A 22,934-nucleotide genomic window follows, 5' to 3' on the forward strand; every position below is an offset into this window, starting at 1 on the left:
CGCCCCGCCGCGTCAGCCGCCGGTGAGCAGGCGGCGGGCGAGGGCGTCGGTCTGCCGCAGCGCCACGGCGTTGGTGCCGGGCCGGGGGAACTGCGCCGGGCCGAGCACGAAGCGGTCCCGGTGGACGGTGCCGTCCGCGCCGACCGGGTGCAGCTCGGGCCCGTCCAGCTCGGGCAGTGCCGCGCCCCCGCCACCGGGTTCGGGGGCCAGTTCGCCGCGCTCCCACAGGGCGCGCAGCAGCGGGTCGGCAAGCCGGTCGGGGGCCGGCGTCGCCAGCCGGGCGTCGAGGAGGACGGCCGCCTCGTGGACGGTGCCGGGCACGGCGGGGCTGGTGGCCCGGAAGGCGTCACGGTCGACCGTCACCCGCAGGTCGGGGCCGGTGAACGTGACGATGCCCGCCTCGGCCAGCGCGAGCAGTTGGGCGGCCCGCAGCGGTGGCGGTCCGGAACTGAGGTAGGTGACGAGGGCGAGGCGACGCAGCGCGTCAGCGAACGCGGTGCCGGCCAGGTCGCCGGCCCGCCACAGTTCCTCGACGACCTCGCAGATGCGGCGCAGGGTGTCCACCAGGGCGCGTTCGGTGCCGGCGGCCGGGCCGGTGCGGCGGTGCAGGGTCGTCACCAGGTGGGCGCGCAGCCGGCGTTGGAGGGCGCCGGAGTCGGCGAAGGTGCGGCCGGCCAGCGGGGCGGCCAGCCGGTCGAGGTCGAGCCGGTCGGCGGGGTCGGGGACCGCCGCGGCCGCCAGTTTGGCGAGCCGGCCGGCGTCGGTGACCAGCACGGCGTACTGGGCGTCGAAGTCCGGCCAGGTCATCCGGGTGCGCTCGGGGGCGGCGGCGAACAGGGCGCGGTAGTGCCACCAGCCCATCTCGGCCCGGAACAGCGGCCACAGGTCGCGGTCGAAGTCCGCGCCGGGACGGTCGAGCGCGGCCCGGCAGGCGGCAACGGTGGCGAAGCGCGCGGGTTCCTCGGCGGCGGCCGGGCCGGCCGGGTCCGGGGCCGGCTTCGGGGGGAGCGGGACGCCGCGCCTGGAGCCCGCGTACAGGCGCGGCTCGCGGCCGGAGGGGAGATAGCGCAGCGGCCCCTCGGGCGTGCGGACGAAGCGGCCGCCGCGGCCCTCGGTCAACAGCGCCAGGCAGTCGACGAAGACCAGGCCGAGGCCGCGTACGAGGACCGGCGCGCCGGGCGGGATGCGCTCCAGGGCGGCCGGGTCGGCCGGTCCGGGGCCGATCCGCAGCAGGCCGGGCGGGGCGGGCTCGGGCAGGACGTCGGGGTGCCCCTGGGCGAGCACCACCCGGTCGACGCGGACGGGCCGGCCGGAGTCGAGGAGCACCTCCTGGCGGCCGTCGTCGGTGCGCCGCAGGTCGACCGCGCGCGCCCGGTGCAGGTGCAGCCGGACCGAGGCGGGCGCCGCGGCGGTCACCTCGGCGAAGAAGCGGCGCAGGTAACGGCCCTGGTCGCGGCGGGCGGCGTAGGCGCCGTCGTGCAGCGGGCCGCCGAGCCAGGCGGCGGTGGTGGGGCCGGGGCGGTGCGGGCCGGCGCAGTCGACGGTCGCGTCGGGATAGACGGTGACCTGGTCGGCGGCGGAGTTCATCCACAGCAGGCCGGACTGGTCGGTGTGCCAGGTGCGGCCGGCGCCGGGCGGGTAGGGGTCGACGAGGTGCAGCGCGAGCGGCCGATCGCCGTACAGCGCGGGAACGTTGGCGAGGATGCGCTCGACGAGGGAGGCGCCTCGGGGGCCGCAGCCGATGATGCAGAGGGCGAGCGGTGCGCCGCCGTCCGCGGGGTGCTGCCCGGCCGTGTCCATCGTCGCCCTCCCCGTGCCGTCTACCGTGGACCGTCCGCCGTCGGGCCATTGCTGCTCGACGTGAGGGCCCGGTGACCCGTACCGCAGGGCGGGTCACCGGGCACGATGTCAGCAGCCGCCGCTGACGGTGGAGCCGAGCGCCTGAGCGTCACGCTCGCCCGGCACCTCCAGGCCCTGAAGGTCCATGATGGTCATCGAGAACACCTCCCTTCCGAAGTCCCTTTGTGCTGTGTACTGTTGACAGTTCCGGCGTTCCCGGACACCGGACGGTGCGTCAGCAACCGCCGCTGATGGTGGAGCCGAGGGCCTGAGCGTCACGCTCGCCCGGCACCTCCAGACCCTGAAGATCCATGATGGTCATCTAGAACACCTCCCTCCGGGGGTGGGCAAGGACGGTGGACAGCAGCGCTGATGCGTCGGGCGTCATTGCGGGACACCCGGTCCGGCGGGCCGTGTCATGACGGGACGCGGTCCGCCGGCGCCATTCAGCAGCTCGCGCTGACGGTGGAGCCGAGCGCCTCGGCCTCACGCTCGCCCGGCAGCTCCAGACCCTGAAGGTCCATGATGGTCATCTAGAACACCTCCTTCCGCTTCTTCGTGGGGCCCGCCGTCCCGGAGGGGGCGGCGGGGGTCGCGGCACCTTGGGCGCCACTGGCGCGCTCCGGGGCGGCCGGGTTGACGGCCGCGGCGGACCGCGAGTCGGTGAGGAACGGCAGCAGCGGGGTGCCCCGTTCGGCAGTCGCCAGGGCCAGCAGTACGCCGGCCCCGCCGGTGGCCACGTCCATGGAGATCCGGACCCGGCCGTCGCAGGGGAAGACCGTCGCGCCGTCCAGCGTCATGGCGTGGTGCTGAAGGTTGGTCAGATGGCGGGCGAGCTGTCGCTCGGCGGCCTCCGCGGGCTCTGGGACCAGCGCCCGGAGGGTGGCCAGGGTGCCGATCAGTCCGGCGCGGCCGCACCACAGGCCCGACTCGATGACGAAGTCGGAGGAGCAGGCCCGCAGCAGGGCGGGCAGCGCCTCGCGGATCCGGGCGTCCTGGCGGTACCGCAGGAGTTCGGCGGCGACCAGGGCGATGCCCGCGCTGCCGTTGTCCAGGTAGGGCAACAGCCGGAACCCCTCGTCCACTTGAAGGGTGTCCCCCGGCCCGGGGGAACAGCGGTCCAGGTCGCGGTGGACGGCCCGCACCGCCTCGTCCAGGAGGCCCGGATCGCCGGTGGCCCGGTGGGCGCGGAGCAGGAACAGCGCCGGTCCGGACCAGCCGTACATCAGGCCGGCGGCGTGCGTGGAGCCGGTGCGGCGCCGGTGCTCGACCGGTGTCCGGCGGGCGTCGGCCAGGCTGTCGGCGAGCCGGTCGGCCAGGTGGAGGGCGCGTTCGCGCGACGCGGGGTCGTCGAAGGCGTCGGCGAAGTGCAGCAGGCTGAGGCCGGCGCCGGCCAGGCCGCGGTAGAGGCTGGGGCAGCGACGGACGGCCAGTTTGCCGCGGGCTCGGTCCAGCGTCTCCAACGCCCCGTCCACGTCCCCGAGTTCCGCAAGGACGTAGGCGATGCCGTGGAGCCCGTCGTAGAAGCCGGTGCGTTCGGCCGGCACCCGGCGGGCGGCGGTCCGCAGCCAGGCGGTGTGCGCCTCGTCGCGGGCGCCGAGCGCCACGTGTCGGGCCCACAGGACACCGGCCGCGCCGTGCGCGAACCCCGCGCCGCCCTCGGCGAACTGGACGAAGTCGCCGGGGAACAGCCGGTCCTCGCGCTCCGGGGTGGCGCTGGCGCGCAGCCCGCGGTCGAGCGAGGCGAGCAGGTCCGGGGGCGGGAACGGGCCGGGAGCGCTGGCGAGGGTGCGCGGCCGAGTGCCGGCGGTCCGTACGGCCGGTGCGGTCGGGGCGAGTTGGGCGGCCAGCCGGGCGACCAGCTCCTCGGGGAGGTGGAACCGGCGGGCCGCTGTCTGAAGCAGCGCCGGCGCCTTGTCGGGGGCCAGGCCGCAGAGCGCGGCGAGCGGCAGGAACATCCAGAGCGCGATGGCCGCGAGCGCGTAGTGGTCACCGTCCGCACCGGTGGCGTCGGCCCGGTGGAAGCCGGGGGCGCCGAGGCTGCTGGGGGTGGTCAGGTCGATCGCGTCGGCGACCTCGAAGTCCAGCAGGACGGGGATGTCGCCGTCCTGGATGACGAGGTTGCCGGGGTGCAGGTCGCCGATCCGCACGCCGCGGGCGTGCACCGAGGCGATCAGCTCCTCGATCCGGCCGAACAGGGCCAGCGCGCGGTCCCGGTGGGCGAGCACCGCCGCCTCGTCCGGTTCCGGCACGGTCAGCGGGTAGCAGCCGGCGAGCCAGCCCTGGAAGTCCTTGCCCTCGGCCTCCTCCATGACCAGGAAGAGGTGGTCGCGGACCTGGAAGGTGCCGAAAGTGCGGGGGATGCCCGGAAGTCCGTCGAGCCGGCTGAGGATCTCGTGCTCGTGGGCGAGCCGGGCGACCGCGTCCCGGCCGACGCCGTCGGTGCCGGAGTACGGGCGGCCCTCCTTGAGGACGACGGTGCGCTGGCCGGCGCCGAGGGCGTCGGGGCCGATCGGCTCGGCGCGGTAGACGCCGCCGCCGTGCGAGAAGTGCAGCGCCCCGGTGATCCGGTACGGGAACTCGTCCAGCGCCTGGCGGGCGGCCAGGGAGTCCTTGAGGACGTCCGGGAGGGGGACCCAGTCGGGGGTGTGGAAGACCGGGGTGCGGCGGTCCGGTTCCCACCTTCCGTCGGGCCGCCGGATCGCGGGGACGAGGTCGCCGTGGTCGTCCTCGGTGTAGTGGGTGCGGAAGCCGCCGTAACGGACGTACAGCGGGCCCTCGCGGTAGCGCAGGTCGGTGAGGACGTACGGGCCGGGGCGGCCGCCGACGACGGCGTGCAGCCCGTCAAGGGTCCGGGCGAACTCGGCCTCGTCCACGGGGTAGACGGTCAGCAGCTTGCCCGCGGAGGAGCGCTGGGCGTACTTGCGGCTCAGCGCGCGCACGACGTTGGCGCTCTTGAGGTACTTGAAGTGCAGGCCGTGCCGGGTGCAGTAGGCGGCGACGTCGACGAGGGTGCGCTCGACGTCCTCGGGGGCCGCGGAGACGTGGATCTTCCAGCCCTGGTCGGGGAATTGGGGGCCGTCCCCGGCGGGCGGGCGGCAGATCGTCCAGGTGTCGTTGTCGTCGCGGGTCCAGCCGTCGGGGAGCGGCGGGGCGGGGAAGCGGGTGGCCGCCAGGTCCCAGTTGCCGGGCCAGTCGAAGAAGACCCGGTCGGCCAGGGCGAAGCTCTCGGCGCCTTCTCTCATGCCGCACCCCGCCCGTCCTCGGCGGCGTCGCGCAGCGGGCGCGGGCCGGCCTCCTGGAGGAAGGCGGCGACGGCGCTGCGGCCGGTCTCCGCCAGGTGCCCGGCGAGGATCTCGCGGGCCTGGGTCTTGTCGTCCTCGGGCACGAAGTCCTCCAGTCCGACGGCGAGGACGCGGTTGGTCTCGCTGGGCTTGAGCGAGGCGTAGTGCTCGTCGCGCAGGATGCCCCACACGATCGCGTCGTGGTACTCGCCGTCCAGGTAGCAGTGGTCCCGCAGGATGCCCTCGACCACGAACTGGGTCTTGGTCATCAGCCGGATGATGCCCTTGTTGTAGGCGGCGGTGGTCACCTGGACGCGGTGCGCGTTGAGTTGGTGGAAGAGGTAGTCGACAAGGAGGACGACGGCCTCCGCGCCGTAGCCGCGGCGCCAGAGTTCGGGGGTGCCGATCGCGCCGCCCACGGAGTAGCCGCCGATCCGGCCCGCGCGCTGGTAGCTGACGGTGCCGATGCGGTCCCCGTTGTGGGTGCGGATCACCATGTGGCTGACCCGCCCGGAGCGGTTGGCCGCTTCCACGTCGGCGGCGCCGAGCAGCTCCCAGTCGCCGCTGAGCACGGCGGCCGGTGAGCCGGGCCGCAGCCAGTCGGCGATCGCCGCCCAGTCGTCGTCGCCGGGCCATTCCAGGGTGACCAGTCGTCCCCGCATGGTGCGTCGCTCTCCTTCAGCCGGTGTAGCGGGTGAGTACGAGTACGGCGTTGTGGCCGCCGAAGCCGAACGAGTTGCTCAGGACCACATCGCCGTCCCAGTCGCGGGGGCCCTTGGTGACCAGGTCGAGGTCGGGCTCGTCGGGGTGGTCGCAGTTGCGGATCGGCGGGATGACGCGGTCCCGTAGGGAGAGCACCGCGGCGGCGGCCTCGGCGGCGCCGGACGCGCCGAGCATGTGCCCGGTCATGCTCTTGACCGCGGTGACCGGGGCGCGGCGCAGCGCGTCGGCGCCGAGCACCTCGCGCAACGCGGCCGCCTCGATGCGGTCGTTGAGGACGGTGCCGGTGCCGTGGGCGCTGATCTGCCCGACGTCCTGCGGGGCCCGCCCGGCGTCGGCGAGCGCGGCCCGCATGGCGCGGACGGCGCCGGCGCCGGTGGGGTCGGGGGCGGTGGCGTGGTGGGCGTCGGTGGTCGCGGCGTAGCCGGCCACCTCGGCGAGGATCGGCGCGCCCCGTCGCTCGGCGTGCCCGGCCTCCTCCAGGGTCAACACGCTTGCGCCGACCGCCATGACGAAGCCGTCCCGGTCCCGGTCGAAGGGCCGGCTGGCGCCCTCGGGGTCGTCGTTGCGGCGGGAGAGGGCCTTGGCGTTGGCGGTGCCGGCCAGGTCGACGGCGGTGAGCGAGTCGTCGGTGCCGCCGGCCAGTGCCAGGTCGGCGCGGCCGTGCCGGATCAGTTCGGCCGCCTCGCCGATCGCCACCGCGCCGGTCGCGCAGGCCGCGGAGACCGCGTGGCTGGGGCCGGCGATGCCGTGCTCGATGGAGAGCAGGCTGGTCGGGTGGTCGATCGCGGTGAGCACCGAGTGGTACGGCGAAACCCGGCGCGGGCCCTGCTCCTTGAGGATGTCGTACTGCTGCTGGATCGCCGGGGCGGCGCCGTAGCCGGAGCCGATCACCGCGGCGAAGCGGTGCGGGTCGATGCCGGCCGGCGGGTTGAGTCCGGCGGCGGCCAGCGCCTGGGCGGCGGCGACCGCGGCGTACTGGGTGAAGCGGTCGGTGCGCCGGGCCTGTTGGGGGGTGAGGACGCCGGCGGCCACCGGATCGAAGTCGGTGACGTCGCCGCCGATCCGGACGGGCAGCCCGCCGGCGTCGAAGCGGGTGACGGCGCTGACGCCACTGCGGCCGGCCAGGAGGGCGGCCCAGAAGTCCGCGGTGGTGTTCCCCAGGGGGGAGACCACGCCGCAGCCGGTGACGACGACGCGCCGCCGTTCCGCCGCCCGTAACTCCATGAAACCCTCCTCTTTTCCCGCCCCTTGTCACGCTCGGGGCGTCCGCATGACTAGAAAGATGACAGTGGAGTCACGGAGCTGTCAACAGCCTTGCCGGAGTCAACTCTCAAGAGCGGGCCGGCCGGACCTGCAAAGAAAGGGGTCTACCAGCGGAAACGCCGTCCCACGCATGACTACACGAGTCACGAAAGTTGACTGACGGGCTGTCGAGGCGGGGCGGTGGTGCCGGCGCGGCCCCCGGCGTGCCCCGGGTAGCCGCCCGTACGCCGACCCCGGGGAGGGCCCGGCGTACATAGAAAGTGACAGGGGCCGCCGGGCAAAGTGCCTACCTGCGGATGATCCGCGCCCCCGGATCCGGACGGGACGCTGGAGCGGTCAACCTGCTCGACATCGGCAACAAGGGACGAGGGAACTCATGAAGGGCATTGCCGTCGGCATTTTCCTGGCGATCGTCGGAGTCATCCTGTGGCTCACGACCAAGGAAGTGGAGACGCCATACGTCTCACTCCACAAGGCCGGGCTGGTCCTGGCGATCGTCGGCGGCGCGGAGGCGTTGTTCGCCCTCCTGGGATTGGGGAAGAAAGCGAATAAATAGCGACGCATTGGCGGCACAATGACGGCAGCGCGGCGTCGGCCACGCTTTTGGTTGTGGCCGCTACCAGGGCCCGGTGCGCCCGGCGGGCGTCAGTTGTGCTTTTCGAGGAGGCCCGCCAACCGTTCCCGGGCCCGGTCCGCGTGCCGGTACGCCTGGGCCCGCCGGAACAGTTCCGCGGAATACCGGAAGTGCCCGGCCGCCCTTTCCCGGTCCCCCAGCCGCGCACAGGCCGCCGCGATCTCCGAAAGCGCGGCGGCTTTCTCGTGGCACCGACCGGTATCGGGCAGCCCGGCCAGTTCCGCGCCGAGCGCGTAGAGCCGGTCGCGGTCGCCGGCCGCCTCGGCGCAGACCGCCTCGGCGCAGGTCAACCAGAGCGGGAAGTCCGGGTCCTGGGTCACCGAGGCGACGACCAGCCCGCGCTCCACGATGCTGTGCGCCGCGGCCCGTTCGCCGCGGCCGAGCAGCAGCAGCGCATAGCGCCCGTTGACGGCCTCCCAGAGCCGGAAACCGGCCGCGGGGGTCACCCGGCGGGCGGTCTCGGCCAGCAGCTCGGCGGCCCGGTCAACCTCCCCGCGATCCCACAGGTCCAGCGCCCGGTGCAGCGCGATCCGGGCCCGCGGCCCGGGCAGCACCCCGTCTGGCGAGCGCGGGTGGCCGCCGGCCTCCGGGGCCCAGTGCGCGCAGCCGCTCCAGTAGGCGCAGCGGGTCAGCACGTCGAGCACGAGCAGCGCGTGGAAGGCGCTGCCGGGCGCCCGGGCGGCGGCCGCCTCCAGGGAGCCGGTGAGCGCGTGGCGCAGCCCGTCCTGGACCCGGCCGGCGGACTCCAGCAGGTCGGCCAGGGCGATCAGGGCGCGCAGCCGGGCCTCGGCGAACGCGGCCGGGGCGAGCCCGTCCAGCATCCGCAGCAGGACGTCCGCGCCCTCGTCGGCGCGGCCCAGCGAGCCGAGTATTTCCGCCATGGCGAGTTGGGCCTCGGTGGACACGTCGTCCGGCCGGCCGCCCGGTTCGGCACCGGCCAACGCGCGAAATTCCTCCAACGCCCCTTCGGCGTCGCCGCCCTCCCATTGCCGACGGGCCGCGACCAATCGTCCGACCAGGTCGAGCCGGCGGACCCGACTGACGGATTCCGTCGACTCGTCGGCGCCGGATATTTCCGTCACGCCGACCCCGAGCCGTTCCGCCAGGATCTTCAGGGCTCTACCGCTGGGAATGCGCTTACCGCGTTCGACGAGGGAGATGTAGCTGGCGGACATTTCGGACCCGGCGAGTTCGTGCTGGGTCATTCCCGCGCTGACTCGTAGCTCTTTGATTCGCCGCCCGGTGTCCGCCGGCTCAGGCATTCGACAAACCCTCCGGATTCGAACGTTTTGAGGACTCCGGCCAGCCGTCCAAATCGCCGAGTCACAATGAGTGCTGGGCACTTTACCAACCAGTCAACAAGAAGTCGATACGGATTCCGTATTCTTCACCGTCCTTCACACTCCGGTGACACGGACATTTCGTTGGCGCCCGGAGCATTAAGACACGGGGCCGAGAGCGCACTCCCCGCGCCCACAAAACCGGGCGGCCGGTAGGACGAAGAACGACGCCCTCAGGGTTGACTGCACCTTTCGATGTAGTACCGGACGCCGATGTCCGCACCCCGTGTGACGTGGTCGGATGGGGCACACAGGGGGGCACCCCGGCCCGCACCTCTACCGCCCGACCAGCGGAGGCACACCCGATGACGCAACCCCAACGCCCGGATCTGCACAAGGAATTAGGGTCCGTTTCGGACGCGCCCAAGCCGGGTGCGGTGCTCGCCTCGGACGCCGAGCGTGAGGAGATGATCGAGCGCCTGCGGGAGGCCACCGCGGAGGGCCGGCTCACCCTGGAGGAGCTGGCCGAGCGGTACGAGGCGGCCTATCTGGCCCGCACCCGCGAGGAGTTGGCCACCGTCGGCCAGGATCTCCCGACCGCGGCGCCCCCGCCGACCGCCGGCAGCGGCCCCCAACAGCGCGTCTTCAAGGCCCTGTTCGGCGACCTCACGGCCAGCAGCCCGGCCCTGGACCAGGGCATCGAGGCCACCGCCGTCTTCGGCGACCTCCACCTCGACCTGTGTGCCTCCCCGGCCCCGCCGAACGGCGGGGTGACCATCACGGCCCGCGCGATCGTCGGCGATGTGCACCTGCTCCTCCCCGAAGGAGTGCGGGTCGAGTTGGCGTGCAGCAAGGTCTTCGGCGACCTGCGCGACCTGACCCGGCCGCCCTCCGGCCCGGAGTCCGCGACCCCCCTCGTCCGCGTCACCGGCTCGGCGGTCCTCGGCGACGTCGTGCTCGCCCACCCCAGCAGCGACCGCCGCACGTACTGGCAGAAGTGGTTGGACGAGCGCCGGTCCTGACCGCAGCGGGACAGCACTGGCACAGCAGTGGCACAACGTGGCACGACAAAACGTGGCACGACAAGCCGCCCACGGCGAAGGAGAAGGAGGAGAACCCATGGCCCCGACCGAGGCGTTGCCGCACCCGGCGCCGCCCGTCCCGTCCGAGGACGAGCGCCGGCTGCCGCTCAGCTCCCACCTGCGGCACATCGGCGCGCTGTCCCGCCGCAGCCTCCTCCACATCCGGCAGAACCCGGAGTCGATGATCGACGCGCTGCTGATGCCGATCGTGCTGACGCTGCTCTTCGTCTTCGTCTTCGGCGGGGTGCTCGGCGCCGGCGGGTCCCGCCGGCAGTACACCGCGTTCCTGGTGCCCGGCCTGATGGTGATCCTCGGGATGACCGTCGCGATGGCCGTCGGCACCGGCGTCAACGACGACTTCCGCACCGGCCTGATGGACCGCTTCCGGGCGATGCCGGTGGCGCGCTCCTCGGTGCTGATCGCCAAGGTGGTGGTGGAGACCGGCCGGATGCTGCTCGCCCTCGCGGTGCTGCTGGCCGTCGCCGCGCTGCTCGGCTTCGACGTCGTCGGCCACGGCCCCGGGGTGCTCGCCGCGATCGGCCTGACCACCGTGTTCGGCACCTCCCTGATCTGGGTCTTCATGCTGCTGGGGCTGACGCTGCGCAGCGCGCAGGCCATCCAGGGACTGTCGGTGCTGGTCCTGACGCCGCTCCAGTTCGCCTCCTCGATCTTCGTGGCGCCGGCGACGATGCCCGACTGGCTCCAGGCCGTCACCCGCGTCAACCCCCTGACCCACATCGCGGACGCGGCCCGCGGACTGGCCCTGGGCACCGGCCCGGTGGCCGGCCCGGTGACCTGGACGCTGCTGTGGTCGCTCGCCCTGACCGCGGTCACCGCCCCCCTGGCGCTGGCCAAGTTCACCACCAAGACCTGACCCGGACCCGTACGGAGCGCGGCAGCCCCCACACGCCACCGCGTGGCCCTCCTCCGTACGAAGAAGCCGTGCCCCGGCCCCATCCGGTATTCCCCCGTGACCGGCGGGCCGGGGCACGCACCTGGGCGGGTCCGGCGGGGACCGTCGTTGGGGCGGCCCCCGCCGGACCTCACGACAACGGGCGGGCACTCGCAAGAGCGCCCGCCCGTAGGGGTGTTGGACCGGCTCAGCCGCCGTCGGCGCCCTCCCGCTCGGGGAAGTCGCCGGCCGCGCCGGACATCCCCGGCGGGGTGTCGGACAGCGCGACCGCCACCTCGACCACCGACGTGGTGCCGGAGGCGACCTCGCGCCAGGCGGCCGCCAGCGCGGCGTCCAGCTCCCCGGGGTCGCTCACCCGTCGGTGGCCCAGCCCGTAGGCGGCCGCCAGCCCCTCGGTCCCGGTGGGGCGGGACGCGGTGAAGGCGAAGCGGGAGCCGGTGCCGGAGACCCGGTCGAGGTTGGCCTGGAGCCAGCCGTAGCCGCCGTTGTCGAGCACCACGTAGAGGACGGCGACGCCGGCGTCCACCAGGGAGGGCAGCTCGGACCGGAAGAGGTGGAAGGCGCCGTCGCCGGCGAGCGCCACCACCGGGCGGTCGGCCGGCAGGGCCAGCCGGGCGCCGGCCGCGGCGGCCGCGCCGAAGCCCAACGGCGTCTGCTCGCTGGGCACCACGGACCCGCCGCCCGCACCGAGCGTCCAGTGGGGGAAGTAGTACGACCACATGTCCTGGAGGCCGTTCTCCTGGACGAGCACCCGGCCGGCAGGGACCGCACGGTCCAGGGAGGACAGCACCGCGGCCACCGGGACGGTGCCCGCCGGCGCGGCCTTCGCCGCCCGTTCGGCCCGCTCCGCGGCCCGCTCCCCCAGGGCGGCGCGCACCGCCCGCACCCGGTCCGCCCAGGCGTCGTTGGCCCGGTGGTCGGCGAGCAGTTCGGTCCAGCCGGCCACGATCCGGGCGGCGTCCCCGAGGACGTGCTCGCCGGGCCGTTCCAGCGCCAGGCCGTCCTCGCCCAATACGGCCTGGACGACCGGGAGTTGCTCCTGAGCTCCCTCCGGCCAGCCGAACGTCGCGGTCTCCTCCAGCCGGCTGCCGACCGCGATGACCAGGTCCGCCTCCCGCCAGAGCGCGTCGGCCGGAGGGACCGCGTACAGGCCGCTGACGCCGCAGTACAGCGGGTGGTCCTCGGCGACCGCGCCGCGGCCCGAGGCAGTGGCGAAGAGGCCCGCGCCGAGCCGTTCGGCCAGCTGCTCGATCCGGCCGTCACGGTTGCGGTGCCGGGCGCCGCCGCCGACCAGCAGCAGCGGCCGGCGGGCCGCGGCGATCCGGCGGGCGGTGGCGGCCAGCGCGTCCGGGTCGGGCCCCGGGCGCTGCGGCGCGGCCGACCGCCACCGCCCGCTCCGCGGCACGGCGACGTCCACCACCTGCTCGGCCAGCTCCAGATAGACGGGCCCCGGCGTCCCGTTGACGGCGCGCGCCGCGGCCGTCTCCAACAGGGCGGGCAGCCGCTCCGGGGTGTCCGCGCGGGCCGCCCACTTCACGTACGGGCGGATCGCGGTGAGTTGGTCCAGTTCCTGGAACGCGCCGGTGCCGAGGTGGTCGAGCCGGGTGCCGTCGGCGATCAGGATCAGCGGGACGGCGGCCGAGCGCGCCTCCAGGACGCCGGTGAGGGCGTTGGTCAGCGCCGGCCCCTTGCCGACCACACAGACCCCGGGGCGGCCCGCGGCCAGCGCGTGCCCGGTCGCCATGAAGACCGCGTTGCGCTGGTCGCGGCAGAGGACGACGCGGGTGTCGGTGCGCTCCAGTTCGGCCAGGAGGGCCATGTCGTCGCCCGGTAGCCCGAACACCGCGCGGGTGCCCAGGTGGTGGAGGTAGTCGGCGACCGCCGCCCAGGCGCTCGGGTAGGGCCGTGCGGTCATCGGGCGGCCCCCGGGCGGTGGGCGGCGACGGCCTTGGAGACCAGGACCGGTTCGGCGCGCACCTCGTGGCCGTCGAAGACGTAGTTGGCCATCCGGCCGTAGCCGCCGAACGGCGCGTTGCCGTCGTCGATGGAGAGCAGGGTGGCGTCGAGGGTGACCGTGGTGCGCCGGCGCAACGCCTCGACCAGGGCCGGTGCGGCGCCGTAGACGCTGGAGCCCAGGGCGCGTTCGGTGAACATCCCGGTGGTCAGGGTGGCGGCCAGGGCCTCCTCGTCGCGCCAGGCGGCGACGTTGAAGATCGGGGCGAAGAACTCCGGTACGTGGGTGCGCGGGCTGAGCTCCTCGCCGACGACGACGGTCGGGTCCAGCCGCCGGGCGCGGAAGTCCACGTGCCCGCCGTGCACGATGCCCTCCCGGTTGCGGGCCAGGAACTGCGCGGCCTCCTCCAGCGCCCCGTCGTAGAAGATCGGCCCGAAGTCGGCGTCCGGGTCGGTGTACGGGCCGTACCGCAGCCCCTTCAACTCGGCTACCAGCGCGTCCAGGAAGCCGTCCAGGAGGGAGTGGTGGACCGCGAACAGGTCCGGGCCCAGGCAGTCTTGGCCCGTATTGAGCGTCCGGATCTCGATGGCATCACGGGCGGCCCGCTCGACGTCCGCCCCGGGGGCGACGACGAACGGGTTGACGCCCGAGCCGAGGAAGAGCAGCAGTTGCTCGGGGGAGAGTTGGGCGCGGATCTGCTCGGCATTGCGGTAGGCGCCGGTGAACACCACGACGTCCGCGGCGCGCACCGGCCCGCCCAGGAACTCCCGCTGGCTGGCACCGCTGAGGGTGATCGGCAGGCCGTGCCGCTCGGCGAGCAGCGCGTGCAGCCGGCGCATCTGGTCCTTGACCCGGCTGGCCGGGCGGAAGACCAGCGCGTCCGTATAGAGCGCGGGAACCAGGAGGTAGAGGGCGTAGGAGTAGAGGATGACGTTGGACGGCATGAACGCGGCGAGCCGGGGGACCCGGCCGGGCCGGTGGGCGGCCACCTCGTCCAGCGCCCCGTCGAGGGTGGCGATGGTGGATTCGATCTCGTAGCGCGCGGCGCGGTGGGTGGAGATCTCGCACAGCACCTCGTGGACCGCTCCGCCGTCCTCGGCCAGGAAGTCCCGGACCCGGCGTAACGCCGCCGCGGCCCGGTGCTCGCTGCGGTCCGGGGTGCCGCTCTCCTCCTCCGACTCGGCGGCCACGGTCGGCGATGCGGGAGCGGAGCTCATATGTCCCTCCTCGGGGCGTAGTCCATGGAGGGTCAGCGTCAGCCAATTGTCATTTATTGTCAAGTAGAGTCATAGCACTCAACAGCCACCCATGACAGCCGATCGGCTCGCAATGCCAGCAAAGACCCCCCTATACTCCCCCTAAGTCGTGGCTACACGCCGAGCTACCAGGGCGACCGCCGTACGCTACTCGTGACAAAACATGACTCACGCCGACGGTGCGGGTCCACTCCTCGGGTCGGGTGCGGCGGTCCACAGGCCGCCCCCGCGCAAGGGGCCGGTGAGTACACTCAGCGTCACCGCGGCGGTCCGACCCGCCCATCGGGCGTCCGCACCCCGTCACTGTCCGTCCCACCGACCCAACTGCGAGCGATTCCCTTGACGATTGAGCAGCCTGCCTTCGGGAAGCGAGTGCGGGAGGTCCGGCGCGCTCAGGGCCTGTCCCAAGGAGACCTCGCCGGGGACGACCTCTCCCCCAGCTATGTCTCACTGGTCGAGAACGGCCGCCGGATCCCCGGCGCCAAGATCGCTCGCTCCATCGCACAGCGGCTGGGCACCACCGTCGACGCGCTCAGCACCACCGACCGGCCCACCGACCGGCTCGCCCAACGCCTCGGCCTCGTCGGGCAGTTGGTGGCCGCCCGCGCCAGCCAGATGGCCGGCGACTGGCCCGATGCCCGGCGCCAGCTGGAGGCCGTGGTCGCACAGGCCGAGGGGAGCGACCACGACGAGGTCCGCTGGGAGGCCCGCTGGGAGCTGGCCACCGTCCTCGGCCGGCTCGACGACCCCGCCCCTCACGAGGCCGCGCTGCGCCAGCTGCTCGACGACCCGGTGACCCGTGCCGCGCCCGTCCTGCACGCCCGGGTCGCCATAGAGCTCGCCCAACTCCTGCGCGCCGCCGGCCGGCTGCCGGACGCGGTCCGCTCGGCCGAGGACGCGGTGCGGGTCACCGGCGAGCTGACGGCCGGCCGTCCGGAGCGGGCCCAGGCCCAGGTGGCGCTGCTCTCCGCGTCCGTCGACAGCGGCGAGTGGAGCCGCGCCGACGAGCTCGGGGCGCAGCTGCGCGCGGAGGTCGGGCCGCTGCCCGCGGGCGAGTTGCGCGCCAGCGCCCTGTGGGCGGCGGCCGGCGCGCAGTACCTGACCGGCGACGCCACCGGCGCACTGGAGCTGCTGGCCGAGGCCGACGCCCTGATCGCGTCGACGGACGGGGTGCGGCTGCGGCTCCGACTGGCCCGCGCCCGGACGCTGTTGACGCTCACCGCCGGCCCGACGGCCGACGCGGACGCCCTCCTGGCCCGCGCCCGTCAGGCCGCGGCGCTGGTGGACACCCCCTCGACGCGGACGTGGCTGGCGGTGCTGGAGACGGCCGGCGCGCTGCGGCACGGCGATGCCGCGGCCGCGGCCGAGCACGCCGCCGCGATCGACCCCGCGGCCGCCGAGCTCTCCCCGTTGGACCGCGCCCGCTGCCTGCTCTACGTGGCCCGCGCGCACCGCGCCGGCAACCGCCCCAAGGAGGCCGAGGAGTCCTTCAAGGCCGCCGCCGCGGGGTACGAGCGGGCCGGCGCCTTCCGGCTGGCCCTGGAGACCTGGCGCGAACTGAGCGCCGGCGCCCGGGACACCGGGGACCAGGATCCGCACGCGGTGATCATGCCGTAGGGAGCCGCGACCGGCGAGCGGCAGTCAAGCGGCCGCCCCACCAGGGGCGTTGGCACCCCAGAACCGTACGCCGCGCGCCGGGGCGGGGGTCGCCGCGCAGGCCACCCGGTCCGGGCCGGCCGGCAGGTCCCGGACGTGTGCGACCGGGCCCGGTGCCCCGCCGGCGTCCGTCAGGGCGGGCGGCAGTCGTACCGTGCCGCCGTCGGCCGGTGCCCCACTGAGCGCGTCGATCTCGTCGGCGGCGGCCAGCCCGCCCTGCCCGACCAGCCGCAACGCCGCCTCCTTGCGGGCCCAGAGTCGGGCCAACTGCCGGGCCCGGTCCGCCGCCGGAGCCCTGCGCAGGCTCTCGCGCTCCAACGAGGTGAAGGCGAGCAGCAGTTCACCGAGCGGGCCGTGGGGAACGGGATGGACGCTGAGCGCGACCGGGAGGTCGCGGGCCAGGGCCACCAGGCGGTGGTCCGGATCGTCGCCGACGGCCAGAAAGAGTTCGGCGTCCGGCGGCCAGTCGGCGTCCGCGGGCGGCCGGGCGGACACCGGGCGCCCGAAGTCGTCACGGGTCAGGGAAATATCGTCCGCCGGGCAGTGCAGCAATGCGGCCAGGAAATCCAGTAAACCGGCCGGGCGCCGAATATCCCCGATTTCCGTCGAGAAGAGGTGCAGCCGACCGTCGGCTAATTCGGCGGAACCCGCCGGCCCCCAACGCCCCTCTGAGCAAGGGACGTTGCCGGCTCCGGCGGCCTGGTTGAGCGTATGCGTGTCACAGAAAGACTCGTCCCCCCGCATAGGTCCCCTCGCACCACGGCTCTTTTCTCCGGACAGGTCACTCCCGGGAAAGCAGTGCATTGAGTCGTCTCCTCATTACCCTCCGGAGGTGCACAAGGTAACCTTGGCCTATGCTTGAGTCAACAAGCGACGACAAGACATCAACTTCGGTTTACTGACCGGCATTACAAGTTTTCGCCAAACCGTGTCGCGTTATCGCGTGACACGGTTTCCGCGCGGCCCGCGCTCGACCGCGCCCGACGGCCGGCCGGCGCCCGCGCCACCCCGCCACGACGGTGCGCTCCGGCCGGGCGGCCCGGCCCGTCCGGAGCACGCCGGCCGGCTCCCTGGCTCAGGACGCCAACCGCTTCTCGACGCGGATCACCAGGTCCTGCACGGTGTGCAGATCGGTCATCTCCTCCTCGGGCAGTTCGATCCCGAAGCGCTCCTCGGCGATGACGATGACCTCGGCCATCGCCAGGGAGTCCACATCGAGCTCCTCGACCAGGGACTTCTCCTCGGTCACCTCGGCCGGCACCACACCGGCCACCTCGTTCAGGATCTCGGCGAGCTGGCCGACGATCGCTTCTCTCGTCATGACGGTCCCTTTCTCCACTGCGGCTCCGCTGCGGGTGGGGGCGGACGACCGATCCCGGCAACGGACGGACAGGCGCGGTCACAAACCCCCAGTCAACCGATTGACTAAACTTGACTGTTGTAGTCAACTGGAGGCCGGATGCGATGTCAACGAGTTGCCTGACTACCTCTCAGAATGCAGTCATGGCGCCAGATTTGCCCGACGGCTCCGGCGACGCTCGGTGACTCCACGGTCGGAAGCAAGTCAGGATGAGTCAGACGGAGGAGCGATGAGTGGGCTGCTCGACGGCAAGCGACTGCTGATCACCGGGGTGATCACGGAGCGCTCGATCGCCTACGCCGTGGCCCGGCTCGCCCAACAACAGGGCGCCCGGCTCGTGTTGACCGCATACGGCCGGCCCACCCTGGTCGCCCGGCTCGCCCGGCGCCTGCCGGTCGAGCCCCCCGTCGTGGAGCTGGACGTGACCGACCAGGACCAGCTGGACGGCCTCGCCGACCGGGTCGGCGCCCACCTCGACGGCCTCGACGGCGTGCTGCACTCCGTCGCCCAGGCCCCCGCCACCTGCCTCGACGGCGGCTTCCTGACCGCCCCTTGGAGCGACGTCGCCGGCGCCCTGCACACCTCCACCTACTCCCTGGTGGCGCTGGCCCGGGCCTGCCGCCCGCTGCTGCGCCCCGGTTCCGCCGTCGTCGGCCTGGACTTCGACGCCGCCCGCGCCTGGCCCGGATACGACTGGATGGGCGTCGCCAAGGCGGGACTTGAGGCGTGCTCCCGCTATCTGGCGCGCGAGCTCGGCGGCCACGGCGTCCGGGCCAACCTGGTCGCCGCGGGACCGCTGCGCACCCTGGCCGCCAACGGCATCGGCGGGGACGGCCCGTCGTTCGAGGAGGAGTGGGCCGCCCGCGCCCCGCTCGGCTGGGACCCCAAGGACGCCGAACCGGTCGCCCGCACCTGCCTGGCGCTGCTCTCGGACTGGTTGCCCGCCACCACCGGCGAGATCGTGCACGCCGACGGCGGCCACCACGCGATCGGCGCCTGAGCCCCGATGCCCGAGGAACCGGCGGGCCCGGCGCCCGCCGTGACCCGCACCTACACCCTCGACCGGGGCCACCTCGCCGCCTACGCCACCGCGCTCGGCGGCACCCCGCACCCCGCGCACACCGACCCGGCCGCCGCCCGCGCGCTCGGCCACCCCGACGTCATCGCGCCGCCCACCTACCTCGCCGTCCTGGCCGCCGAGGCGGAGGACCAACTCCTCGCCCGGCAGCCCGGGTTCACGCCCGAGGGCGCGGTGCACCGGGAACAGTCGGTGCGCCTGGCCCGCCCCGTCCACGCCGGGGAGACCCTGCGGGCCACCGTCCGGATCGCCGCCGCCGGCACCCTCGCCGGCCGCCCGCTGCTCACGGTGGAGTCCGCCTTCCACGCCCCCGACGGCACCTGGGTGGCCACCACCACCGCGTCGCTGCTGGGCCCCGCCGCACCGGAGCCGGCCCGGCGCCCCCTCGACCCCACGGGATCGGAGCACCCATGACCGACACCATCGCGCCCGCCCCGCCGGTGGCCGCGGCCCACCTGCTCGACGGCGCCGCGGCCCCCGCCGACGCCGCCGCCCGCCTCGGCGGCCCGGCCCTCGACCACCGGGTCCACGCCGCCGCCCGCGCCTTACGGGCCCTCGGCGTCCGCCCCGGCGACCGGGTCCTGGTCCAGGGCGACAACAGCGTCGACTACGTCGTGACGCTGCTGGCCCTGATGCACCTGGACACCTCCCTGGTCCCGCTGGACCACCGGCTCCCCCTGCCGGACGCCGCCGCGGCCGCCCGCCAGTCCCGCGCTCGCTGGCAGGTCACCGCCAACCCCACAGCGGCCCTCCCCGACCTCCCGACCGACCGCGTCCTGACCTACCCCCGCCCGCCCGCCGACGCCCCGCCGCACCCCGACGACGACACCGTCGACCTGAGCGCCTGGTTCCACCGCGACGACGCGCTGGTGCTGTGGTCCTCGGGCACCACCGGGCGCCCCAAGGGCGTGGTCAAGCCCGGCACCGCCGTGCTGGACAACTCGCTGCGCACCATCGAGGCGATGGGCTACCACCAGGGCGACGTGATGGCCCCCCTGCTGCCCTTCTCCCACCAGTACGGGCTCTCCGTCATCCTGCTGTGGTGGCTGTCCCGGTGCACCCTGCTGGTCACCCCCTACCAGCGGCTGGACGCGGCCGTCGGCCAGGCCGCGGCGCACGGCGCCACCGCCGTCGACGCCGCCCCGTCCACCTACCACTCGCTGCTGGGCGTGGTGCGCCGCCGCCCCGAGGCGCGCGCCGCGCTCGAACGGGTCCGGATCTGGGGCGTCGGCGGCGCCCCCCTGCCCGCCCCGCTGGCCGAGTCGTTCCACGCGACGCTGGGCCGCCCGCTCCTCGACGGCTACGGCCTGACCGAACTCGGCAATGTCGCGCTGGCAACGCCCGAGGTGCCGCACGGCTGCGGGCGTCCGTTGCCCGGCGTGCGGCTGCGCGTGATGCGTCCCGACGGCACGGTCGCCGATCCCGGCGAACTCGGCGCCATCGAGGCGCGTTCCCCCGGTCTGATGGCGGGTTACCTCAAGGAGGACGGCTCGCTCGCACCGGTCGACCGGGACGCCTGGTATCCGACGGCCGATCTCGGCAGCGTCGACACCGATGGCATCGTGCGGGTCGTGGGCCGCCACCAGGCGGTGCACCGGCTGGGCTTCACGCTCTACCCCGAGAGCCTGGAGCGCCGCGCCGAAGCCTGTGGCCGGCCGGTCAAGGTACTGGCCGTCCCCGACCAACGCCGGGGCAGTGCGCTGCATTTCGTCGTCGCGGACCCTGAGGGCGAGGCCCCGCTCCTCTGGCGCCGGCGGCTCGCCCCGCACCTGGCGGAGTACGAACAACCCAACGCGGTCCATGTCGTCGACGCCTTCCCGCTCACCGCGAACGGAAAGACCGACACCCGCGCGCTCCGCGCCCAGTTGGGCCTGGCGTCGGGACCGATTGCCGGTTCCGGAGGCTGAACGGCCGTCCGCCATACGCGGTTTCACGTGAAACCGCGGCTAGCTCGTGCCCGCCGACGTCGCATGCAACGTCACATCAAAGTCTGTGGGTACTGCTGAGGTTACTGCTGGGAGTCTCTGCTGTCGGTCGTGCTGTGTGCCGTGCTGCGCGGCGCTGTGTCACGCCCTGCGCTGCGGATCGATCCTGCTCATCGTGGCGACCCCGCGGCGGTCTTGCCTGTCGTCGCCGACCAAGTCCGGTGCTCGCGACATGACGTGGGGCTGCCGGTGACCAACTCGTGTGCTCCGCGCCGCGCTTGCCGGCGCGCAGGCGCCCACGCGGCTCAGGCGACACCGGCGGTGGTGTGCGCACGGCGACGGGCCGCCGGAATGGCCGGAGTGACCGGGTCTGCGCTGGTGCACGGCGCGGTGGGCAGCGGCTGGGCGCCGGCGGCGCGGCGGTGGCGCGAGGTGGGGGAGGAGCCGTGCGCCTCGGCGCGGATCCGCTGCTTGATGGTCGGCGGCAGCGTCGGCAACGGGAACCTGCGCCGGACCGTACCGTCCTGACCGTGCCGGGGCGCGGTGCGCGCGGCGGGCACAAACGGCCTCACGGGCTCGTCGGCAGGCATCAACGGCCTTGGTTCGTGGTCCGGTTCAGGTCCCGCCGCAGCCTCCGGGCGGGCCGCGTCGGTGGCGGTGGTGGTCAGGGGGCAGTGGTGGACGGCGGCCTCGCGGCGGGCCGCGGAGGCGGCGGCGGAGACGCCCAGTGATGCGAGCAGCTTGCCGAGCACCGCAAGGCACACCGCCCAGAACTTCATGACCTTGGTCGCAGCCATGGTCCCTCGCTTTCGGTCGGGATCCCTGGGAGGGATCCACGCGTTCCTTCTGTTGCGTTTTCTTATGATGAGTACGCAATGGGAGGATTCACGGACCGACGCCCCCGGATCGGCGTTCTTCTGATGAACACCACCCGTCCGCAGTAGTCGCCCCCGCAAAACCGCAGGCCGAAGGCGAGTCGGGAGGCGGTGGGCGGCCCGTTCCGCGGCGTTGCGGGTGGGGTGGGGCGGGGCCGGCGGATGCGCGCCTCGGGTTCCGGAGGTATGCCGGGGACCAACGGGAAGGCGCGGGCGGACGGGATGTGACTATGTGTCAGGCGGGCGCGGGCGGCCGCCAGGCGCTCCGCGACGGCTGTGCCATCTCCGCCATCGTCCGGACCGCCGTGGCCTCGGGCGTCGTGGGCGGGAGGAGCAGCAGGTCCCAGCGGCCGTCGCCGGCGGCGACCAGGCAGAGGGTGTCCGGTCCCGGGCGGTTGGTGGTGCGGCGCAGGCGGACGACATGGCCGGCGACCATGATGTGGCCGGGCAGCGCGGACCAGCCCGTGCCGTTGACCGTGGCGTGGGTGATCCGGGGCCATTCGAAGGGCAACGCGGCCAGCAGCTCGGGGAGTTCGGCGAGCAGGTCGGTGGAGTGCGGCCACCACACCCCGTCGATCCGCCGGGCCACCTCGGCGTGCGGGGCGATGGCCAGGCGGGCGACCGGGGGCGGTGCGTGGTGCTGCGCGGGGCGGGGGTGCGGGGAGCGGCCCTCGGGGGCGGTCGTCATGTGGCGCTCCTGACGCGACGGGCGACGGCCGCTGCGGTCGCGGTCGCCGACAACGGAAGGGGCCAGGCGGAGCCGGTCGTCGCGGGGTGCGGGGCCTCCCCTGCTCGAACGGAGCGGAGAGCGCGGGCAGGGTCGGGCGGCAGGCGGGCGGCCCCGGCGGCCGGGGTCACCGGTCGTCGTCCGGCTCCCGGGAGGGCGGCGCCGGACCGGTCGTACGCGCCTTTGGGCGGGCGTCGTGCGCGTGCTTGTGCAGCCGCTTGCCGAACGAGTCCTTCAGATGCGCGTACCGGTGCGGGGCGGGGCGTCCGGCCGTCTGGCCGTTGACCCGGACGATGAACAGCACGCCCATCGCCACCAGGGCCAGCAGCACGATCACGCTCAAGAAGGTCTGCATGGCGTTCACCCGCATACTCCCGGGTGCCCCCTAAGCCGACACCGCGGGCATTCTCGGAAATTCTTCGCCTTCCGGTGGTTTTTCCACCGTACTCCGCGCTGCGGGAACGTATCGCGCCAAAGCCGGCTATGCCGACGGGGGGTGGCATCAGCGCACCTTCTACGGGGCAGTAGATTTTACTTCCGCATGACCAAACGCATGCCTGAAGCATGCCCAGGGCCCGCCCTCCGCATGCTCGCCGCACGACCAGCCGAGGAGATCCAGATGGCGCTGTGGGACCGCATCAAGGAGTCCGCGACGACGATGCAGAGCCAGCTCGTCGCCAAGAAGAACGACCTCAAGAGCGGGGGCTTCCGCGACGCGAGCATGGCGATGTGTGCGCTGGTGGCCGCCGCCGACGGCGTCGTCGACCCGACCGAGCGGCGGCGGGTGGCGCAGCTGATCGCCACCAACGAGGTGCTCCAGAACTTCCCGGCCGAGGACCTCCGGGTCCGCTTCGAGGGCTGCCTGGACAAGCTGGCCGCCGACTTCGACTTCGGCAAGGTCGCGCTGATGCAGGAGATAGGGAAGGTGAAGAAGAAGCCGGTGGAGGCGCGGGCGGTGCTCCAGATCGGCGTCGTCATCGGCGGCGCGGACGGGGACTTCGACCCGACCGAGCGCGCGGTGGTGCGCGAGGTGTGCTTCGCGCTGGGCATCCCCCCGGCCGAGTTCGACCTCTAAACGCGCGAGC

The 22,934-nt window shown here is 73.9% G+C and carries 23 protein-coding genes; 8 read left to right on the plus strand and 15 right to left on the minus strand.

What is annotated here, in order from left to right; translation table 11 throughout:
• Positions 1-12: 12 nt before the first annotated feature.
• From ACFVFQ_RS06455 to ACFVFQ_RS06485, 7 genes are all read right to left on the minus strand, one after another.
• Positions 13-1,800 (minus strand): FAD/NAD(P)-binding protein, encoded by a 1,788-nt coding sequence (locus tag ACFVFQ_RS06455; RefSeq protein WP_383409636.1) that lies wholly within the window; start codon positions 1,798-1,800, stop codon positions 13-15.
• Positions 1,801-1,908: 108 nt separating this feature from the next.
• Positions 1,909-2,004 carry a class III lanthipeptide gene (locus ACFVFQ_RS06460; RefSeq protein WP_383409639.1) on the minus strand — a complete coding sequence of 32 codons (96 nt, stop codon included), beginning with the start codon at positions 2,002-2,004 and terminating at the stop codon, positions 1,909-1,911.
• A 70-nt stretch (positions 2,005-2,074) separates the two neighbouring features.
• Complete coding sequence (locus ACFVFQ_RS06465) at positions 2,075-2,161, minus strand: class III lanthipeptide (protein WP_218039239.1); 87 nt, start codon at positions 2,159-2,161, stop codon at positions 2,075-2,077.
• Between the two features lie 124 nt (positions 2,162-2,285).
• Positions 2,286-2,372 carry a class III lanthipeptide gene (locus ACFVFQ_RS06470; RefSeq protein ID WP_383409893.1) on the minus strand — a complete coding sequence of 29 codons (87 nt, stop codon included), beginning with the start codon at positions 2,370-2,372 and terminating at the stop codon, positions 2,286-2,288.
• Positions 2,373-5,084 (minus strand): class III lanthionine synthetase LanKC, encoded by a 2,712-nt coding sequence (gene lanKC / locus ACFVFQ_RS06475; protein WP_383409642.1) that lies wholly within the window; start codon positions 5,082-5,084, stop codon positions 2,373-2,375.
• Positions 5,081-5,785: a GNAT family N-acetyltransferase gene (locus ACFVFQ_RS06480; RefSeq protein WP_383409645.1), complete on the minus strand. Its 705-nt coding sequence runs from the start codon at positions 5,783-5,785 to the stop codon at positions 5,081-5,083. Before ACFVFQ_RS06480 ends, lanKC begins: the two co-directional genes overlap by 4 nt.
• A gap of 16 nt (positions 5,786-5,801) precedes the next feature.
• Entirely contained in the window at positions 5,802-7,070 is a 1,269-nt protein-coding gene (locus tag ACFVFQ_RS06485) for a beta-ketoacyl-[acyl-carrier-protein] synthase family protein (RefSeq protein WP_383409648.1), read from the minus strand.
• Positions 7,071-7,485: 415 nt separating this feature from the next.
• Here ACFVFQ_RS06485 and ACFVFQ_RS06490 point away from each other — a divergent pair, with 415 nt between their 5' ends.
• Positions 7,486-7,665, plus strand: a complete 180-nt coding sequence (locus ACFVFQ_RS06490; RefSeq protein WP_274914770.1) for a DUF5708 family protein — start codon at positions 7,486-7,488, stop codon at positions 7,663-7,665.
• Between the two features lie 89 nt (positions 7,666-7,754).
• Here the strand turns inward: ACFVFQ_RS06490 and ACFVFQ_RS06495 are convergent, their stop codons facing one another.
• Positions 7,755-9,005, minus strand: a complete 1,251-nt coding sequence (locus tag ACFVFQ_RS06495) for a helix-turn-helix domain-containing protein (protein WP_383409653.1) — start codon at positions 9,003-9,005, stop codon at positions 7,755-7,757.
• A 383-nt stretch (positions 9,006-9,388) separates the two neighbouring features.
• Between ACFVFQ_RS06495 and ACFVFQ_RS06500 the strand changes: the two genes are divergently transcribed.
• Positions 9,389-10,045, plus strand: coding sequence for a DUF1707 domain-containing protein (locus ACFVFQ_RS06500; protein WP_383409656.1), 657 nt, complete (start codon positions 9,389-9,391; stop codon positions 10,043-10,045).
• A 97-nt stretch (positions 10,046-10,142) separates the two neighbouring features.
• Positions 10,143-10,979, plus strand: a complete 837-nt coding sequence (locus ACFVFQ_RS06505) for an ABC transporter permease (RefSeq protein WP_383409659.1) — start codon at positions 10,143-10,145, stop codon at positions 10,977-10,979.
• A gap of 226 nt (positions 10,980-11,205) precedes the next feature.
• On the opposite strand, the gene ACFVFQ_RS06510 is transcribed toward ACFVFQ_RS06505, so the two are convergent.
• Together ACFVFQ_RS06510 and ACFVFQ_RS06515 are read right to left on the minus strand one after the other, a co-directional pair.
• Positions 11,206-12,933, minus strand: a complete 1,728-nt coding sequence (locus ACFVFQ_RS06510; RefSeq protein ID WP_383409662.1) for a thiamine pyrophosphate-binding protein — start codon at positions 12,931-12,933, stop codon at positions 11,206-11,208.
• Positions 12,930-14,189 carry an aldehyde dehydrogenase family protein gene (locus ACFVFQ_RS06515; RefSeq protein WP_383409665.1) on the minus strand — a complete coding sequence of 420 codons (1,260 nt, stop codon included), beginning with the start codon at positions 14,187-14,189 and terminating at the stop codon, positions 12,930-12,932. The genes ACFVFQ_RS06510 and ACFVFQ_RS06515 overlap by 4 nt, the downstream gene beginning before the upstream one ends.
• Before the next feature lie 378 nt (positions 14,190-14,567).
• On the opposite strand from ACFVFQ_RS06515, the gene ACFVFQ_RS06520 reads away from it, so the two are divergent.
• The gene (locus ACFVFQ_RS06520; protein ID WP_383409669.1) at positions 14,568-15,845 is read left to right on the plus strand and encodes a helix-turn-helix domain-containing protein; all 1,278 of its coding nucleotides are present in this window, start codon (positions 14,568-14,570) and stop codon (positions 15,843-15,845) included.
• A 24-nt stretch (positions 15,846-15,869) separates the two neighbouring features.
• On the opposite strand, the gene ACFVFQ_RS06525 is transcribed toward ACFVFQ_RS06520, so the two are convergent.
• Positions 15,870-16,436 (minus strand): hypothetical protein, encoded by a 567-nt coding sequence (locus tag ACFVFQ_RS06525; RefSeq protein ID WP_383409674.1) that lies wholly within the window; start codon positions 16,434-16,436, stop codon positions 15,870-15,872.
• A gap of 523 nt (positions 16,437-16,959) precedes the next feature.
• Positions 16,960-17,205, minus strand: coding sequence for an acyl carrier protein (locus tag ACFVFQ_RS06530; RefSeq protein WP_383409676.1), 246 nt, complete (start codon positions 17,203-17,205; stop codon positions 16,960-16,962).
• A 268-nt stretch (positions 17,206-17,473) separates the two neighbouring features.
• On the opposite strand from ACFVFQ_RS06530, the gene fabI reads away from it, so the two are divergent.
• Genes fabI through ACFVFQ_RS06545 form a run of 3 tightly spaced genes read left to right on the plus strand, consistent with a single transcriptional unit; the run spans position 17,474 to position 20,229 of the window.
• Positions 17,474-18,244 carry an enoyl-ACP reductase FabI gene (gene fabI / locus ACFVFQ_RS06535; RefSeq protein WP_383409679.1) on the plus strand — a complete coding sequence of 257 codons (771 nt, stop codon included), beginning with the start codon at positions 17,474-17,476 and terminating at the stop codon, positions 18,242-18,244.
• Between the two features lie 6 nt (positions 18,245-18,250).
• Complete coding sequence (locus ACFVFQ_RS06540) at positions 18,251-18,736, plus strand: MaoC family dehydratase (RefSeq protein ID WP_383409682.1); 486 nt, start codon at positions 18,251-18,253, stop codon at positions 18,734-18,736.
• The gene (locus tag ACFVFQ_RS06545) at positions 18,733-20,229 is read left to right on the plus strand and encodes a class I adenylate-forming enzyme family protein (protein WP_383409684.1); all 1,497 of its coding nucleotides are present in this window, start codon (positions 18,733-18,735) and stop codon (positions 20,227-20,229) included. The genes ACFVFQ_RS06540 and ACFVFQ_RS06545 overlap by 4 nt, the downstream gene beginning before the upstream one ends.
• 323 nt (positions 20,230-20,552) lie before the next feature.
• On the opposite strand, the gene ACFVFQ_RS06550 is transcribed toward ACFVFQ_RS06545, so the two are convergent.
• The 3 genes from ACFVFQ_RS06550 to ACFVFQ_RS06560 all read right to left on the minus strand — a co-directional run bounded on the left by ACFVFQ_RS06550 (position 20,553) and on the right by ACFVFQ_RS06560 (position 22,204).
• The gene (locus ACFVFQ_RS06550) at positions 20,553-21,044 is read right to left on the minus strand and encodes a DUF6344 domain-containing protein (RefSeq protein WP_383409687.1); all 492 of its coding nucleotides are present in this window, start codon (positions 21,042-21,044) and stop codon (positions 20,553-20,555) included.
• Positions 21,045-21,357: 313 nt separating this feature from the next.
• Positions 21,358-21,810 (minus strand): DUF5994 family protein, encoded by a 453-nt coding sequence (locus ACFVFQ_RS06555; RefSeq protein ID WP_383409690.1) that lies wholly within the window; start codon positions 21,808-21,810, stop codon positions 21,358-21,360.
• Between the two features lie 166 nt (positions 21,811-21,976).
• Positions 21,977-22,204, minus strand: coding sequence for a hypothetical protein (locus ACFVFQ_RS06560; protein ID WP_383409693.1), 228 nt, complete (start codon positions 22,202-22,204; stop codon positions 21,977-21,979).
• A 264-nt stretch (positions 22,205-22,468) separates the two neighbouring features.
• Here ACFVFQ_RS06560 and ACFVFQ_RS06565 point away from each other — a divergent pair, with 264 nt between their 5' ends.
• Positions 22,469-22,924 (plus strand): tellurite resistance TerB family protein, encoded by a 456-nt coding sequence (locus tag ACFVFQ_RS06565; protein ID WP_383409896.1) that lies wholly within the window; start codon positions 22,469-22,471, stop codon positions 22,922-22,924.
• The last annotated feature ends 10 nt before the right edge of the window (positions 22,925-22,934 follow it).

It is taken from the genome of Streptomyces sp. NPDC057743 (genome assembly GCF_042798755.1).
Lineage (GTDB): Bacteria > Actinomycetota > Actinomycetes > Streptomycetales > Streptomycetaceae > Streptomyces.